This window comes from Sphaerisporangium sp. TRM90804 (genome assembly GCF_029846175.1).
Taxonomy (GTDB): domain Bacteria; phylum Actinomycetota; class Actinomycetes; order Streptosporangiales; family Streptosporangiaceae; genus Sphaerisporangium.
In genome coordinates, this window is the sequence record NZ_JARWAC010000017.1 from 162,080 (window position 1) to 176,843 (window position 14,764).

At 72.7% G+C, this 14,764-nt stretch carries 10 protein-coding genes and 1 pseudogene; 7 read left to right on the forward strand and 4 right to left on the reverse strand.

The annotated features are described in order from the left end of the window. The first annotated feature begins 10 nt into the window (after positions 1-10). From PYR91_RS22680 to PYR91_RS22695, 4 genes are all read left to right on the forward strand, one after another. On the forward strand, positions 11-994 hold the full coding sequence (locus PYR91_RS22680; RefSeq protein ID WP_279782554.1) for an ABC transporter permease: 984 nt from the start codon (positions 11-13) through the stop codon (positions 992-994). Further along, a complete protein-coding gene (locus PYR91_RS22685) occupies positions 994-1,905 on the forward strand; it encodes an ABC transporter permease (RefSeq protein ID WP_279782555.1) in 912 nt (303 codons plus the stop codon). The genes PYR91_RS22680 and PYR91_RS22685 overlap by 1 nt, the downstream gene beginning before the upstream one ends. Before the next feature lie 71 nt (positions 1,906-1,976). After that, positions 1,977-4,037: a dipeptide ABC transporter ATP-binding protein gene (locus tag PYR91_RS22690; protein ID WP_279782859.1), complete on the forward strand. Its 2,061-nt coding sequence runs from the start codon at positions 1,977-1,979 to the stop codon at positions 4,035-4,037. After that, positions 4,034-5,761, forward strand: a complete 1,728-nt coding sequence (locus tag PYR91_RS22695; protein WP_279782557.1) for an ABC transporter family substrate-binding protein — start codon at positions 4,034-4,036, stop codon at positions 5,759-5,761. Before PYR91_RS22690 ends, PYR91_RS22695 begins: the two co-directional genes overlap by 4 nt. Here PYR91_RS22695 and PYR91_RS22700 read toward each other — a convergent pair whose 3' ends face one another. After that, positions 5,762-7,324 (reverse strand): hypothetical protein, encoded by a 1,563-nt coding sequence (locus tag PYR91_RS22700; RefSeq protein ID WP_279782861.1) that lies wholly within the window; start codon positions 7,322-7,324, stop codon positions 5,762-5,764. 180 nt (positions 7,325-7,504) lie between these two features. Next, a complete protein-coding gene (locus PYR91_RS22705) occupies positions 7,505-7,798 on the reverse strand; it encodes a hypothetical protein (RefSeq protein WP_279782559.1) in 294 nt (97 codons plus the stop codon). A gap of 470 nt (positions 7,799-8,268) precedes the next feature. Between PYR91_RS22705 and PYR91_RS22710 the strand changes: the two are divergent. The 3 genes and pseudogenes from PYR91_RS22710 (at position 8,269) to PYR91_RS22720 (ending at position 13,557) form a co-directional block, all read left to right on the forward strand. Beyond that, positions 8,269-10,369: pseudogene (locus PYR91_RS22710) on the forward strand (SpoIIE family protein phosphatase). A 237-nt stretch (positions 10,370-10,606) separates the two neighbouring features. Continuing rightward, on the forward strand, positions 10,607-12,334 hold the full coding sequence (locus PYR91_RS22715; RefSeq protein ID WP_279782560.1) for an RNA polymerase sigma factor: 1,728 nt from the start codon (positions 10,607-10,609) through the stop codon (positions 12,332-12,334). Positions 12,335-12,582: 248 nt separating this feature from the next. Beyond that, entirely contained in the window at positions 12,583-13,557 is a 975-nt protein-coding gene (locus PYR91_RS22720; protein WP_279782562.1) for a hypothetical protein, read from the forward strand. Here PYR91_RS22720 and yaaA read toward each other — a convergent pair. Both yaaA and PYR91_RS22730 read right to left on the reverse strand, forming a co-directional pair. Further along, positions 13,544-14,311 (reverse strand): peroxide stress protein YaaA, encoded by a 768-nt coding sequence (yaaA, locus tag PYR91_RS22725; RefSeq protein ID WP_279782563.1) that lies wholly within the window; start codon positions 14,309-14,311, stop codon positions 13,544-13,546. The genes PYR91_RS22720 and yaaA overlap by 14 nt on opposite strands. Positions 14,312-14,467: 156 nt before the next feature. Further along, entirely contained in the window at positions 14,468-14,695 is a 228-nt protein-coding gene (locus tag PYR91_RS22730; protein ID WP_279782565.1) for a hypothetical protein, read from the reverse strand. Between the last annotated feature and the right edge of the window lie 69 nt (positions 14,696-14,764).

Genomic DNA, 14,764 nt, shown 5'->3' on the forward strand with positions numbered 1-14,764 from the left:
AAGGGGGGCGATGGCAGGGTTCCTGCTCCGCCGGACGGCCAACTGCATCCTGCTGATCACCGTCGCGACCAGCCTGGCGTACCTGCTGGCCGCCACCGCGCTGGATCCCCGGTCGAACTACGAGGGGCGCAACCCGCGCCCCCCGGCCGCCGTGGTGGAGGCCCAGCTCTCGCGGCTCAACCTCAACGACCGCGCCCCGCTGTCCGAGCGCTACCTCACCTGGGCCGGCGGCGTGCTGCGCGGCGACTTCGGCCGCACCTGGAACGGCGACCGCGTCGGCGCCGACCTCGCCCGGCGCGCGGGGGTCACGCTGCGACTCGTGCTGCTCGGCGTGGTGCTCGGCAGCGTGGCCGGGGTCCTGGCCGGCGCGGCCGCCGCCGTCGGGCAGTACGGCTGGTTCGACCGGCTCTCGACGGCCTGCGCGTTCCTGGTGCTGGCCATCCCCACCGTCGTGCTGGCGCACATGCTCGTCATCGGCGCGGTCTGGCTCAACGACCTGCTGGGCGTCCAGGTCTTCCTGGTCAGCGGCGAGGCCACGCCCGGGCTGGCGGACGGCGTCGGCGCCGGGCTGCTCGACCGCGCCAAGCACCTCGTGCTGCCCACGATCTCGCTGGCGCTCGGCCAGATCGCCGTCTACAGCCGCTACCAGCGCAACATGATGCTCGACGTGCTGGACGCCGACTTCGTCCGCACGGCGATGGCCAAGGGGCTGCGCAGGCGCACCGCGCTGGTCAGGCACGCGCTGCGCACCTCGCTCATCCCGGCCGTCACCTACTTCGCGTTCACCTTCGGCTCGCTGCTGGTGGGAGCCACGATCACCGAGTCGGTGTTCGGCTGGCACGGCATGGGCGAGAAGCTCATCGCCTCGATCCGCTCCAACGACGTCAACACGGTCGCGGCGATCAGCTGCTTCGCCGCCTTGGCCGTCATGCTCGCCTCCCTCGCCTCCGACGTGCTGCACGCCGTCCTCGACCCGAGGGTGCGGGTGGGCTGATGGCCGCGCCCCCGCGGGAGGAGCTCGCCGAGACGATGGCGGGCGCCCGGCACACCAGGGTGCCGTCCAGGTCGCGGCTGGTGGCCCGCCGCTTCCTGCGCACCGGGCAGGGCCGGGTGGGCTTCGCGCTGCTGGCGTCGCTGTTCCTGCTCGCGTTCCTCGGGCCGCGCGCCGCCCCCTGGTCGGCCACCGACCTGGACTTCACCGCCTTCCTGCAGCCGCCGTCGGCGTCGCACTGGTTCGGCACGCTGCAGACCGGCACCGACGTGTTCGCCGTCACCATGAGCGGCGCGCGGCGATCGCTGCTCGTCGGCCTGCTCGTGGCCGTCCTGTCCACCGCCTTCGCCGCGGTGGCCGGTTCGTTCGCCGGCTACTTCCTCGGCTGGACCGACCGCACCCTCATGTGGGTTACCGACCTGCTGCTCGTGCTGCCGGCCTTCCTGATCCTGGCCGTGATGTCGCCGCTGTTCACGGCGGGCCGCTGGCTGCTGTTCGTGGCGATGCTCGCGGCGTTCCTGTGGATGGTCACCTCCAAGATCGTCCGGGGCATGACCCGCTCGATCAGGGAGCGCGAGTACATCCAGGCGGCGCGCTTCATGGGGGTCGCGCCGCCGACGATCATCTTCCGCCACGTCCTGCCGAACCTCGCGTCCCTGCTGGTGGTGGACGCGACGCTGAACGTCAGCGCCGCCATCCTCACCGAGACGAGCCTGTCGTACTTCGGGTTCGGCATCCAGCCGCCCGACGTCTCGCTGGGCGGCCTGATCGCCGACGGCTCGGCCACCGCGCTCTACGCCCCGTGGACGTTCTGGTTCGCCGCCGGCGTGCTGATCGTCATGATCCTGGCGGTCAACCTGGCCGGCGACGCGCTGCGCGACGCGTTCGACCCGGACGCCGGGAGGGCCGGGTGACCGGCGTCACGGGGGAGCGCCCGCTCGCCGGGCGTGCGCCGGCTCCCGGACGCCCCGGAGCCGGCGGGCCGGTGCTGGAGGTCAGCGACCTGTCGGTGCGCTTCGGGGAGGTCCACGCCGTGCGGGGGGTGGGCTACTCCCTGGCGGCGGGCGAGGTGCTGGGCGTGGTGGGGGAGTCCGGCGCGGGCAAGTCGGTCGCCGCGCTGGCGGTGATGGGGCTGCTGCCGCGCCGCGCGCGGGTCACCGGCTCGGCGCGCCTGCACGGCGCCGAGCTGATCGGCGCCCCCGAGAAGAGGCTGGCCGCCCTGCGCGGCAGCGGCATCTCGATGGTCTTCCAGGACCCGCTGTCGGCGATGACCCCGGTATACCGCGTCGGCGACCAGATCGCCGAGGCGGTGCGCGTCCACGGCGAGGTCACCCGGCGGGCCGCCGCCGAGCGGGCCGTCGAGCTGCTCGACCTGGTCGGCATCCCCGACCCGCGCCGGCGGGCCCGCGCGTTCCCGCACGAGTTCTCCGGCGGCATGCGGCAGCGCGCGATGATCGCCATGGCCGTCGCCAACGACCCCGACGTGATCATCTGCGACGAGCCCACCACGGCGCTCGACGTCACCGTCCAGGCCCAGGTCATGGAGGTGCTCAGGAAGGCGCAGCGCGAGACCGGCGCGGCGGTCCTGCTCATCACGCACGACCTCGGCGTGGTCGCCGGCTTCGCCGACCGCGTGCTGGTCATGTACGCCGGGCGCGAGGTGGAGCTCGGCACGGTCCACGAGGTCTACGCGCGGCCCCGCATGCCGTACACCGCGGGCCTGCTCGCCTCGGTGCCGCGCCTGGACGCCGGCGCCGAGCTGCCGCTGGTGCCGATCGGGGGCCGGCCGCCCTCGCCGGCCGAGCTGCCGCCCGGGTGCCCGTTCGAGCCGCGCTGCGCGCTGTCGATCCCCGAGTGCCGCGCGGCCGAGCCGGCGCCGCTGGAGGTGTTCCCCGGCCACCGGGCCGCCTGCCTGCGCGCCCGCGAGCCGGGCCGCGCGCCCCGCCCCGAGGCTCGCGGGGCGGCGGTACCGCTCGCCGGCGACGGGCCGCCGCGCCCGGCGACGCCGGTCGTCCTTGAGGTCCAGGGGCTGGTGAAGCACTACGCGCTGACGCGCGGAGCCCTCCTCCGGCGCCGGGTCGGCACGGTCAGGGCCGTCGACGGCGTCGACCTCGACATCCGCGAGGGCGAGACGCTCGGCCTGGTCGGGGAGTCCGGCTGCGGGAAGACCACCACGCTCATGCAGATCCTGGAGCTCACCCGCGTGCAGGCCGGCCGGGTGAGCGTGATGGGCCGCGACACCGCGACGCTCACCTCCCGCGAGCGCCTGGCCCTGCGCGGGCGCGTCCAGGTGGTCTTCCAGGACCCGCTGGCCTCGCTGGACCCCCGGATGACCGTCCACGACATCGTCGCCGAGCCCCTGGTCACGCACCGGCGCGGCGACGCCGCCCCCCGGGTGCGTCGGCTGCTGCGAATGGTCGGCCTCGACGCCGCCGACGCCGCGCGCCACCCCCGGCACTTCTCCGGCGGCCAGCGCCAGCGCGTCGCCATCGCCCGGGCGCTGGCCCTCGAACCCCGGCTGGTCGTGCTGGACGAGCCGGTGTCGGCGCTCGACGTGTCCGTCCAGGCGGGCGTGATCAACCTGCTGGAGGACCTGAGGGACCGCCTCGGCCTGTCCTACCTGCTCGTCGCGCACGACCTCGCCGTGGTGCGGCACATCGCCGACCGCGTGGCGGTGATGCACCTCGGCAGGATCGCCGAGATCGGCCGGGCGGGCCGGGTGTACGGCGCGCCGGCGCACCCGTACACGCAGGCGCTGCTGGCGGCGGTGCCGATCCCCGACCCCGCGCGCGAGCGGCGGCGCCGCCGCGTCCTGCTGGAGGGGGACGTCCCGAGCCCCGCCGATCCCCCCTCCGGTTGCCGGTTCCGCACCCGGTGCCCGAAGTTCAAGGCCCTCGCGGACGCTCTGCGGGCGCGCTGCCTCACCGAAGAGCCCGAGGTGCGCCCGCTGGAGGACGACCACGGAGCGGCCTGCCACTACGCCGAGAAGCCGGGCGTCGTCCAGAGCACGGCGCCGACCACAGCGAGGAACCTGGAGGAACCGTGACAGCACCCGGGAGGGGCGGGCGGCGGCCACGCGCGCTCGCCGCCGCCCTCGCCGTCAGCGCGACGTTCGCGGCGGCCGCGTGCGGCGCCGGCCGAGAAGCCGGGCCCGGCGGCGTGTCCGGCGCGTCGCCGGCGGCGATGAAGGCGTCCGACGTCAACCCGGTGTCCCGCGACCGCGTCAGGGACGGCGGCACCCTGCACTGGGGGCTCACCGAGTCGCCCACGCAGTGGAACCTCAACCACGTCGACGGCAACCTCGCCGAGGTCAAGAAGGTCGTCGACGCCCTGATGCCCTCCGCCTTCCGCTCCGACGAGAAGGGCACGCCGTCGCCGAACGCCGACTACGTCACCGACGCGCGGGTGAGCGCCACCAGCCCCCGCCAGGTGGTGACCTACACCCTCAACCGCAAGGCGCGGTGGTCGGACGGCAGGCCGATCACCTGGCACGACTACGAGGCCCAGTGGAAGGCGCTGAGCGGCGCCGACCCCGACTTCCACGTGGCCGCCACGACCGGCTACCAGGACATCGCCGGCGTGGCACGGGGCGAGGACGACTACGAGGTGGTGGTGACCTTCCAGCACCCGTTCTCCGAGTGGCAGTCGCTGTTCTGGCCGCTGTACCCGCGCTCCACCAACGCCACGCCGGCCTCGTTCAACACCGGGTGGCTGAACCGCGTGCCGGCGACGGCCGGGCCGTTCAGGTTCGGCTCGTTCGACCAGACGGCCAAGACGATCACCCTCGTGCGCGACGACGCCTGGTGGGGCGACCGGGCCAAGCTCGACAAGATCATATTCAGGTCGCTGGACGGCGAGGCGCTGGTGGGCGCGTTCACCAACGGCGAGGTCGACGTGTTCGACGTCGGCCCGTCCGCGGCCGACTACTCCCGCGCCCGCGGCGCCAAGGGCGCGGTGATCAGGCAGGCCGCCGGTCCCGACTTCCGCCACTTCACCTTCAACGGCGAGAGCCCGGCGCTGTCGGACGTCCGCGTGCGCCGCGCGATCACGATGGGCCTCGACCGCGACGCCATCACCCGCTCCGACCTGCAGGGGCTCGGCTGGGACAGCGTGCTGCTCGGCAACCACTTCTTCATGAACACCCAGGAGGGCTACCAGGACAACTCCGGCGGGAGCGCGACGTACGACCCCGCCGCGGCCGAGCGGCTGCTGGACGCCGCCGGCTGGCACCGGCACAGCCCCAACCGGTACAAGGCGGGCCGGCGGCTGGAGCTGCGGTTCGTGGTGCCCTCGGGCCTCCAGCTCAGCAAGTCGGAGGGGGAGCTGGTGCGGGCCATGCTCCAGCGCATCGGGGTGAAGGTGACGGTCCAGGCGGTGCCGAGCGACGACTTCTTCAGCAGATACATCATTCCCGGCAACTTCGACATCGCGCCGTTCTCCTACATCGGCACCCCCTTCCCGATCTCCAGCGCCTACGGCACCTACGCCGACAAGGTGAAGGGTTCGGACGGCAGGTTCCAGTGGAACGCCAACTTCGGCAGGACGGGCAGCCCCGAGATCGACACCGCCATGAAGCGCGCGTCCTCCGACCTCAACCCGGCCAGGGCCCGCAAGGCGGCCAACGAGGCCGACAAGCTGGTGTGGGCCCAGGCCGGCGTGCTCCCGCTCTACCAGCGCCCGCAGAACTGGGGCGTGAAGTCCACCCTCGCCAACATCGGGGCACCGGGCTTCCACACCCTGCGCTACGCCGACATCGGCTTCACCGCCTAGCTAGACGGGCGGCGGCTCGTCGGGGATGTCGGCGATGTCGTCGAGGGCGGCGGCGAGCTCGTGCGGGTGGTCGCCGATGCGCTCGGCGATCTCCATGAGCACGTGGAGCACGTCGTGCCGTTCGTGGCCGAGGTCCAGAAGGCGCTGGGCGGCCTCCCACAGCTCCTCGGGGTCGCCGTCCCACAGGCGCTTGGCGATCTCCTCGTGCCAGGCCAGGTGCTCGGCGAAGTCGGGGCGGTCGCGCTCGTCGGCGTGGTCGATCTCCAGCAGGATGCGCCGGTCGGCGTCCACCGCGGGGTCGAGCGCCTCAAGGTCGACGTCGCCGTGCATGCCCTGGAGGTGGGGGAAGGCGAAGGCCCGGCGGGCCAGCGCCGACAGGTCGCCGTCGGGCAGCAGGCGCTCCACCAGGGAGCGGTCCAGGCCGAAGGTCGTGGGGTCGCGGTAGGCCTCGGTGAACTGCCCGGCGGCCTCCCAGACGGCGTCCAGGGTCGCCCGCAGGCCGGGCTCGGGCAGGCCCGTCTTCGGCGCGGCGAAGCGCACCCACGACAGCAGGACGTGCGGCATGGCCTCCTGCTCGGCCTCGCTGAGCAGCACCTTGCGCGGCAGCCAGTCGAGCAGGAAGGTCTGGCACTTGGTCGGGCTCACCCGCAGGGGACGGTTGAAATCCTGGTCGCAGCCGTAGTCGATGATGTGGTCGGCGCACCGGGAGGCCGCCGAGGGGTCGGACAGGTGCTCGGCGGCGTCGGAGGCCAGGAACTCCGCCGCCAGCATCGCGCGGCGGTCTCTGCTGTAGGGCGCCTCGCTGAACAGCGGCGCGGGCCGCTTGCGGCCGGGCGGCAGCGCCTTGATGCGCGCTCTGGCGAAGGCGTGGAAGGCGCTGTAGCCGTCGCTGACGAGCTTCGGCGACTTGCGGCCCAAAGAGGCCGTCGTCGCCTTCATCGCGAACTCCAGCAGCGCCCTGGCCTGCGTGGCCTCAAGCTCCTCGAAGCGCAGCATCGGGTTGCCCGAGGCCTCCGCGGACGCCTTCTCCAGCAGCTGCTCCACGTGCGAGGAGACCCACGCGTCGCGCGCCATGCCGCGCATGTTGTAGTCGACGATCACCACCAGGGCGTGGGAGTCGTCGGGCTCGGGCCGCGGCGGCTCGGCCGGCGGCGCGGCCGCCGGGTCGGCCTCGCGCACGAGGTCGCGGTAGGCGAAGGTGCACACCACCGTGTCCTGGTCGCCGTAGGCGTCCCGCGAGACGTAGCAGCCGCGCGGTTTGACCGCTCCGACGCGCTCGGCCCAGCGGGGCCTGGCCACGTCGGACTCCATCAGCGCGAGCGCCGCCCCCTCGGCCTTGGCCGCCTGCCTGGGCGTGCCGAGGTAGGCGACGGCGATCAGCAGGGTGAGCGCGGCGGGGGTGCCGGCCTTGGCCGCGAAGCCGACCAGGCCCTCGCCGAGGAACTCCTCGACGTCGCCGCGGCGCAGCTGACGGCCCCACCACGCGCCCAGCATGTCGGACACCATCAGCTCGGCATCCAGCGGAGAACGCACGGCGAGCAGCTCCCGGGCCGCCAGGAGCATCTCGGCGAACACGTCGTCCGGCGGCTGGGTCCCCCTGGGGTCTCGGCGTCGTCGGCGGCTCACGCCCCTAACCTTCTCGCATTCCGGGGGCGAACGGTGCACGGAACGCCGCCTGGTGATCCCGCTGTTACCGTGCACACCCCGGCGGGGCCGGGGAGACGCGGCGACGCCCCTCCGGTGTCAGGGACGGCCGTGCCCTGGGGCGGCGTGCGGCGAGGGCGTGAGCAGAGGGGCCGAGGTGGCCACCGCGAGCAGGCGCTCGCGGGCGATCCGCTCCACGGCGTCCGCCGGGACGTCCACGCCGAGGTGGGCGGCGCAGGCCCGGACGTCTTCGACGCACCGGTGGACGGTCTCCACGGGCACGCTGAGGAACTCGCCTGAGAGGCGGGCCCCGATGACCTGGTGGGGTGGCGCCTGGCCGCTCGCCGGCGGCTCGGCGGTACCCCCGTTGAAACGCGTCGCTAGAGCAGGCATAGCTGTCTCCCGATCCTCCGGTGCGGCGGGGGTTGGCCCCCGGACAGTGCTCTAAGGACCGTGCGTACCCATTCCATCCTGTCTAATCGCGGTGTCAACCCCTTGCCCCGTAAGGCTTAGGGGCATCCGGCACCGGATCGCCTTTCCTGTGGGAAGCTGTCCCTGGCACGCCGGTTTCGCACGGCGGGCCGTGCCTGACGGCGACAAGGCCCTTAGGGGGTCCGAGATGGCGGAGGGAAGGCTTGGCCGTGCTTGCGATGAGCGGGCCGATCGAGCGGGCGCCGAAGAAGTCGTCCGATCTTGCTGCACACCGCTGCGCGTTTTTGACAGGATGCGTTGACCGCATCGCGGCCGGGGCTTCCGTCCGCGCGTGCCCATCGCCGATGATGTAGTGCAGATTCCGCGCTACCAATCACAGTTATGGAGATGTGCCTCGTGGGAGACCCTGGCACGCGACGGAGGTGCCGACCATGAGCGCCGAAACCTCCGTGCCCCGTCCCCGGGAGTCGGGTGTGGACATCTCAGACCCCGCCCTGTTCCAGGGCCTGCTCGCAGAGGCGCCGTTCGCCTTCGCGTTCCTCGACACGGCCGGTAGGTTCACGCGGGTCAACCAGAGTTTCGCCGACGTCAGCGGCCTGGCCGCCGACGAGCACGAGGGCCGTGCGGTCTCCGAGGCCCTGCCGGCCGATCTCGCCGCCCTGGTCGAGCCCGCTTTCCGCAGGGTCGTCGAGGAGCACCGCGCGGTCGCCAACCACGACCAGCGCTTCCGCACCATGTCGCCCTCGGGGGAGCAGCGGCACTGGAGCCTGTCGTTCTACCCCATTCACGGCGAGAAGGGGTCGCTCGCCGGTGTCGCCCTGTTCGGCGTGGACGTCACCGAGCGCCAGCTCACCGAGGAGGAGCTGCGCCGCAGCGAGGAACGTTACCGGTCGGTTGGTGGAGTCCCAGCAGCAACTGGTGTGGATCACCGCGCCCACCGGCGCGGTGATCGAGGACGCTCCGCAGTGGCGCGCCATCACCGGCCAGAGCCTTGAGGAGTACTTCTCCTACGGCTGGCTGGAGGCCGTCCACCCCGACGACCGCCCGGCCGCCGAGGAGGCCTGGCGCGACGCCCTGCGCGGGCGCACGATGTTCGAGTGGAGCTACCGCGTCCGCACGCGGGCAAGCGGTTACCGGCACTTCGAGGTGCGGGCCGTCCCGATCATCCGCCACGGCCGGGTCGTCGAGTGGGTCGGCGCCAACAGCGACGTCACCCCGCAGCGCGAGGCCGAGGAGATGCGGGGCCGCCTGACCGACCAGCTGGGCGCCGCCGCGCTGCGCACGGCCCGGCTCCAGGGCGCCACCGCGATCCTGGCCGAGGCGCTCACCGTGGAGCAGGTCGTCCAGGTGATCATCGACGTCGGCCGCACCGCGCTGGCCGCCGACAGGTCGGCCGTGGCCCTGCTCGACACCGACCGCGCCGCGCTGAAGCTCATCAACAGCGGCGGCCTTCCCGACGTTCCCGGCGCGCCGGGCGAGGAGATCCCGCTCGCCCAGTCCAGCGTGATGACCATGGCGGTCAACAGCCGCAGGCCGGTCTTCGCCGAGTCGCCCGAGAGCCTGCGCGCCCAGCTGGTGGACGCCGGCGGCGACGAGGCCGTGATCTCGGGGTTCCTCGCCCACAGCGACGAGCGGGCCTGGGTGGGCCTGCCGCTGCTGGCCGCCGGGCGCGCGCTCGGCGCGCTGCGGTTCGCCTTCACCCGCCCGCAGAAGATCTCCCAGGAGGACGGCGTCTTCCTGGAGGCGCTGGCCGGGCAGTGCGCGCTCGCCGTGGAGCGGGCCACGCTGTTCGAGCGCGAGCACCGCACCGCCGAGACCCTCCAGCGGAGCCTGCTTCCCGACCGCCTGCCGCACATCCCGGGCCTGGTGCTCGCCCAGCGGTTCCGCTCGGGCAGCAGGCACGTCCAGGTCGGCGGCGACTGGTACGACGCCTTCGTGATCCAGGACGGCCGGGTGGCGGCCGTCGTCGGCGACGTCATGGGCAAGGGCGTGAAGGCGGCGGCCGGCATGGGCCGAATCCGCAACGCGATGCGCGCCCTGGCGCTCACCAACCCGCCGCCCGCGGCGGTGCTCACCGGCCTCGACCGCGTCTTCGACGCGACCGAGGAGGAGGAGCAGGTGACCACCTTGGCGTACATGGTGGTCGAGCCGGGCACCGGCGAGGGCACCTTGGCGCTGGCGGGCCATCCGCCGCCCCTGCTGGTGTCCCCCACGGGCACCGGAGTGCTGTCGGAGGGGGAGCCGGGCACGCCGCTGGGCTGGCCGACCATCCGCAAGCAGTTCAGGTTCTGCGTGCCGCCGGGCTACACGGCGGTGCTGTACTCCGACGGCCTGGTCGAGAACCGCAAGCGCGGTCTGGACGCCGGGCTGGCGGAACTTTGTTCGGTCGTCGGCGAGGCACCCCCGGAAGTCGTAGGAAATCCTCATATGTTGCTTGACTTCCTGGTGGACCGCATGCTGGCGGGGTATGAGCAGGACGATGACGTCACGGTGCTCGCCGTCCACGTGCCGGCCGCCACAAAGAGTGACTGAATGAAACAGTCATAACGGTTGCTTTCGGGTATCGGTGACCCGCTTCCGTACGCACTACTGTTTCGGTCGGCCTAGGGTGGAGAGGCAACCGCCGTGAGGCGGGCGTACGGAGTGCGGGGTCATGCCAGAATGCTGGGCAGGTACGTCGCGGTTCGCACGGCCCACCACCGAAAGAAGCAAGCGCCCCTAGCGGGCACCTGGGTCCATTCTCACCATGCGTTCGTTCGAGAGGTGTTCGTGTCGCCTGCAAGTTCGACTCGCTCGAAGCCGTCTGAGCTGAACGAGCCCGTCATTCAGCGGCTCATCGAGCGTGGCCGCTCGCAGGGTTTCCTCGAGTCTGAGGATGTCCGCAAGGCCTTCGAGGAGGCGGACATCCCGATGTCGCACGCCGCTGGGTTCCTTCGGAACCTCAGCAAAGAGGGTGTGACCGTCGTGGTGACCGCCGCGGACTCGGCGGCGCCCAAGAGGTCTCGTGGCCCGGCCAAGCGTCGCACCGCCGCCCCCGTCAAGAAGACCAAGTCCGCCACCGCGGCGGCCAAGGAGCAGCCCGATACCGTCACGGCCGTGGTGAGTGGCGCCGGGGGCGATGCCGCGGCGCCGGCTGACAAGCCGCCCGCCGGGAAGCCCGCGGCGAAGAAGGCCGCGCCGGCGAAGAAGCCCACGCCGGTCCCCGCCGCTCCCGCCAAGGTCGCCACCCCTGCCGCCCTCGCCAAGAAGGCCAAGCCGGAGGTCGCCGTGCCCGCGTCGCCATCGCCAAAGATCGAAACCAAGCCCAAGGTCGCCTCGGAAGACGACGAGGAGATCGACATCGAGGGTGATCTCGAGCTGGAGGACTTCGACATCGACGTCGAGGTGGACGCCGAGGTCGCCGAGGTCGAGGCCGAGCCCGACGCCGAGGTCGCCGAGGCCGAGCCGGACGCCGAGGTCGCCGAGGTCGAGGTGGAGGCCGAAGAGGAGCCCAAGCCCGACGTCGAGGTCCAGAGCGACGACGAGGTCCTGATCCTCTCCGACGACGACGACGACGCGCCGGTGGCGCAGGTCGCCGCCGCCGGGGCCACCGCCGACCCGGTGAAGGACTACCTCAAGCAGATCGGCAAGGTCCCCCTGCTCAACGCCGAGCAGGAGGTCGAGCTGGCCAAGCGCATCGAGGCCGGCCTGTTCGCCGAGGAGCAGCTCGCCAACGACGGCGAGCGGCTGCCGGTCGACGTCCGCGCCGAGCTCGAGTGGATCGCCGAGGACGGCCGCCGCGCCAAGAACCACCTGCTGGAGGCCAACCTCCGCCTGGTGGTCTCGCTGGCCAAGCGCTACACCGGCCGCGGCATGCTGTTCCTCGATCTGATCCAGGAGGGCAACCTCGGCCTGATCAGGGCGGTCGAGAAGTTCGACTACACCAAGGGCTACAAGTTCTCCACGTACGCCACGTGGTGGATCCGCCAGGCGATCACCCGGGCCATGGCCGACCAGGCGCGCACCATCCGCATCCCGGTCCACATGGTCGAAGTGATCAACAAGCTGGCCCGGGTGCAGCGGCAGATGCTGCAGGATCTCGGGCGCGAGCCCACCCCCGAGGAGCTGGCCCGCGAGCTCGACATGACCCCCGAGAAGGTCGTCGAGGTGCAGAAGTACGGCCGCGAGCCGATCTCCCTGCACACGCCCCTCGGTGAGGAGGGCGACAGCGAGTTCGGCGACCTCATCGAGGACTCCGAGGCCATCGTCCCGGCCGACGCCGTGAGCTTCACCCTGCTGCAGGAGCAGCTCCACTCCGTTCTGGACACCCTGTCCGAGCGTGAGGCCGGGGTGGTCTCCATGCGGTTCGGCCTCACCGACGGCCAGCCCAAGACCCTCGACGAGATCGGCAAGGTCTACGGCGTGACGCGTGAGCGCATCCGGCAGATCGAGTCCAAGACCATGTCGAAGCTCCGTCACCCGTCGCGCTCGCAGGTCCTGCGCGACTACCTCGACTGATCTTCGCCGCCACGGCTCCCGCCCTCGAAGGGTGGGAGCCGTTGGCGTGTGCGGGGGCCTTCGCGGCAGATAGGGGCCACCCGTAACGGCCGGGTCACGAGGGCGGCGGTGTCACTCTCCGTGCCGTGGGCCGTGGCGGCGTCCGTCGGCGCGGGGGCGCCCTCCCACGGGGGAGACGACACGGGGTTAACCCACCCGTAACGTCACAGTAGCCTCACGAGTCACGGCCGCTTCTACGCTCACCCCTCATGGGTGTGATCGAAGTGGATCGGGCTCGTGCTCGGGGGCCACGACTGATCGCAAGCCGGCCATGGATCGACCCCGTCCTCGACGAGGCGGTGAAGGCGCTGGCGCACGGGTACCTCGAACCCGCGCTTCCCGCGCTCGTCGGCTCGCGCGCCGACCCGGAGCTGCGCGCTCTGCGGGTGGAGGCGCTGGGCAGGGCGGCCGTGGGCCTGACCGAGGGCATCGAGGCCCTTCTCGCGCGAGATCCCGCCAATCCGGAGCTGTGCCTGTGGCTGGGCCGCGCCCGTGTCGAGGAGGCGTGGACGCTCAAGCCCGACGTCCGGGCGCGGGCGGTCCAGGCCGGCCGGATCCGGCTGTTCCACCAGGCGATGGAGTCCGCGCGCGGGCCGCTGCTGACGGCGGCGCGCGTGATGCCGTACGACCCCGCGCCGTGGGTCTGCCTGATGTGGCTGGCCCTGGGGCTGGAGGCGTCGCGGCAGGAGAAGGACTCCCTCTGGGAGGAGGCGTCCGGCCGCCACCGCGGGCTGTACGCCGCCCACGCGGCCAGGCTGGTCACGCTGTCCCCGGGGTGGGGCGGCACCAGCCACGAGATGTTCGACTTCGCCCGCGCGACGCTCTCGTGGGCGCCCTCCGGCGACCCGATCGCCGCCCTGCTGCCGCTGGCCTACTTCGAGCACATCGCGGGGGAGGGGGCGGGACGGACGCGCCTGTGGTACTCCTACGAGGTGCAGCGCGAGCTCACCCTGGCGGCCGGCCGGTGGAACGGCAGCCGCGCCGCGCAGCCGCACCCGAGGGCCGTGGAGGCGCACAACGCGTTCGGGGCGGCGTTCTACCTGGCCGACATGCGCCGGCCGGCCAGGGGCCATCTGACGCGCACGGCGGGGCGGTTCAGCGTGCTGCCGTGGTCCCACCTCGGCGACCCCGGCAAGGAGTTCCGCCGGGCGTGCGGGCGGCTGAACGTCGTCACGCCCGGATGACGACGTCCACGTTCCAGGGCCGGCCCTTTCCCGGCGGGGGGCCGAGCTCGGCGGCGTGGCCGAGCGAGACCAGCAGGTCGGCCAGGTCGCGCGGGGTCGCCGGCTCGGCGCCCGCCTCCAGCAGGGAGCGGGCGACGGCGCCGCGGGTGGCCTTGGCCATGTGGCTGACCACCGAGCGGGAGCCGTCGGCGGTCTGCCTGAGCACGCGCACGGTGACCGCCCGCGAGCCCGGACGCCACGCCTGCGCGTAGGTGGAGGAGCGCAGATCGACCACCAGGCCGTCCTCGGGGCCGAGGACCTCCGCCAGGCAGGGGCGCCAGTGGGCCGCCAGGCCGCCCAGCGGGGGCAGCGTGACGCCCATCGAGAGCCGGTAGGGGGGAACGCGGTCGCGCAGGCGCAGGGCGCCCCACAGCCCCGAGAACACGATCACCGAGCGGTCGGCGCGGGCGCGGGCGGCGGCGCCGAGCGTCTGCAGGCCGAGGTTGTCGTACAGCACGCCGGTGTACAGGCGCGCGGCGGCCAGCGTGGGGGCGGTGCGCAGCGCCCGGTTGGCGGCCAGCGCGCCCGCCAGGCCGGGTGACAGGCCGAGCACGGCGAGCGCGGCGTCGCCGGGGCCCTCGGCCAGGGTGACCAGGGCGTCGAGGGCCTTCTCGCGTGCGGAGGTGAGGGCCGGGAAGCTCAGGCCGCCAAGGTCGAGCGGCGGCCCGTCCCCCCGGACGGCCTTGCCCTCGGACGGCGGCAGCAGGATCGGCACGAGGCCAGATCGTAGCCCTCCGCCGTCCGAGGGCATCGGCCGGCCTGAGAGATGGACGCGGCGAGCCCGGAGGACGTCCGGGGGGACGTCGTCCGAGATCGCCGCGTATGTTGAGGTATCGGATCAGAACTATCAGTCAGAGCGGGGGGCGGATGCTCACCGCTCACTGGTGGCTGTTGAGGGGGTTTCGCTGAGGCGCGCCGACTCGTCCTGGATTTCGGCACCCTTGTCGCGCAGAGCCGCGACGTGCCGACGCCCGTGGTGGGCGCAGAACAGCAGCTCCCCGCCCAAGGGGAGGCACGCACGGATGTACGCCTGGGCGCCGCAGCGGTCGCATCGGTCCACGGCGGTCAGCGGCTTTGTGGGGGCGAGAGCTCCAGTCACGTATCGCCTTTCGGGTCACCCCACTGACGTGGGATTTGGCGTCAGTCACTTGGCTCAACATCTAACCGG